Origin of the sequence: uncultured Brachybacterium sp., from assembly GCF_947500705.1 — a bacterium.
Classification (GTDB): Bacteria; Actinomycetota; Actinomycetes; order Actinomycetales; family Dermabacteraceae; genus Brachybacterium.
Window position 1 is genome coordinate 1 of record NZ_CANMSY010000022.1, and the last position, 1958, is coordinate 1958.

3 protein-coding genes are annotated in these 1958 nt (G+C 64.6%); all 3 read right to left on the reverse strand.

All coding sequences use genetic code 11. From position 1 onward, the window contains the following. On the reverse strand, positions 1–758 hold a 758-nt coding region (locus tag Q0937_RS17875), incomplete at its 3' end, for a cytochrome c biogenesis CcdA family protein (RefSeq protein ID WP_299306359.1). Beyond that, entirely contained in the window at positions 755–1354 is a 600-nt protein-coding gene (locus Q0937_RS17880) for a TlpA disulfide reductase family protein (protein ID WP_239376765.1), read from the reverse strand. The genes Q0937_RS17880 and Q0937_RS17875, both read right to left, overlap by 4 nt. Before the next feature lie 67 nt (positions 1355–1421). Beyond that, positions 1422–1958 (reverse strand): vitamin K epoxide reductase family protein (locus Q0937_RS17885; protein ID WP_299306362.1); only part of this gene is annotated, 537 nt, incomplete at its 5' end.

Here is a 1958-nt window from a genome sequence, read left to right on the forward strand (position 1 = left end):
ATCGCGATGAGCAGCACCCCGGATAGAACTCCGATGAGTCGGCGATGGCGGGCAAGTGCCCTGCTCACACCCATCGCTCTGTCGAGCAGCAGGGCGCTGAGGACGAAGGGGATGCCCAGTCCCAGCGAGTACGCCAGGGCCAGGATCGCGCCCCGAGCCGCAGAACCTCCGTCGGCGCCGGCGTCGAGGGATAGCGCGATGATCGCGGCGTAGGTAGGGCCGATGCAGGGTGTCCAGCTCAGCCCGAAGACGAAGCCCATCAACGGGGCCCCCAGAAGGCCCGCATCAGGGCGTCTCCTGGACACCTGGACATTTCCTGTCAATCGAGGGAACATGCCCATGAAAATGAGCCCCATAAAGATAACGATGAGGCCCGCGACCCGATTGATCCATACTGCGTGCGCTTGAAGGAGATATCCCCCCGCGCCAGCGAACCCGCCCAGCGCCATGAATACCACCGCGAAGCCCGCGACGAACAGCAAGCTCCCACCCAACATTCTCCCAGTTCCCTCTCGGAAAAGGGTCCCCTGTCGTCGCGCCGTCCCGGTATTCTCAGGCGTTTGCCGGGTTAGCTTGGTGGTCTTCAGTCCTTGTCCGGCAAGCCCGGAGACATAACCGAGGTAGCCCGGCACGATCGGCAGCACGCACGGCGAGAGGAACGCGATCAGGCCAGCGACAGCGGCGACGGTGATGGCCAGCAGAAGAGACCCGGACAGGGCGATCGACTGGAACGTCTCCGCGAGTCCATTGACGCTCACGCGGCTCCTTCGGCGAGAACGGCATCGAGCATCGCTCTCAGGATGGAGGGGTCGATCGCTCCAGAGATCCGGCCTGCGGCGCGGCCGTCATGGTCGAGGACGAGAGTAGTGGGGACCGCGTTGGGTGCGACTTGGCCGCGCAGCTGGTACATGATCTCTGCGTCCGAGTCCGGCAGCGAAGGGTAAGTGATCCCGTAGGTCTCCTCGAAGGCCCCGGCGGGCCCTGCCGAATCGCGGACGTTGATCCCGATGAATGAGACGCCCTGGTCGGCGTACTCCTCGTGGATGGCCTGCAGATCCGGTGCCTCCACCCGGCATGGCGGGCAGGAGGCGTACCAGACGTTGACCACCAGCACCGATCCCCAGTGGTCTCTGGAGTCGAATCGTGCACCGTCGTAGCTGGTCCCGGTGAACTCGACGGGTTCTGTGCGATCGGCGGGAGCGATCTCTGTGGTCACACCGTTGCCGGAGACGTATCCGGCGTCCTCGGAGTCGTAGCGATCGCCGGTGTCAGTGCTGCCGCAGGCAGTGAACAGACCGGTAGCGGCCATGAAACCGGTGGCGTACAGAATCCGTCGCCGGGGGTGGGCGCGCATGTGCTCGCTCCTTCAAGGTGATCGAGAGGGGACGGGTGAGAGGGGCAGGATGCGGGTTCTTCCGTGTCTAGAACAGCGTGGACCAGTAGTCCCAGAACCTCACGGCGATGAGTGTCAGGATCACGAGGTACCAGGCCACAAGGAGCGGGACGCGGAACTCGATCACGAGACGGACCGCCCGCCGCACGGCCGGAGTGGAGGTCTCTGCCAGAGCGCGGAGATGGTGGAGAGTGGTGAACCAGAACAGCGGGATGGTCACTACCCACACAACCATGCAGTAGGGGCACAGTGCCCCGATCTCGTACAGGCTCTGTCCGATCAGCCACTGCACGAAGAGCACCGCGAAGGTCACGCCTGCCTGGATGAGAACACTCATCCAGCGCGCCACACGGGCGCCGGCGAGGAACGCGAATCCGAGGGCGAGAACGGCCGCGAAGCCGGCGATGCCGAGGATCGGGTTCGGGATGCCGAAAGCTGAGGCCTGCGGGGTGTCCATCACGGAGCCGCAGGAGAGCACTGGATTGAGGCTGCACGAGGGGACGTAGCTGGGGTCCTCGATCAGAGCGATCTTCTCGACCAGCAGCACAACGGCCATGACCAAGCC

What these genes read in the sequence shown, in the direction of transcription:
- Q0937_RS17880 (WP_239376765.1), bottom strand. Translation starts at nt 1,354, where the DNA reads ATGCGCGCCCACCCCCGGCGACGGATTCTGTACGCCACCGGTTTCATG.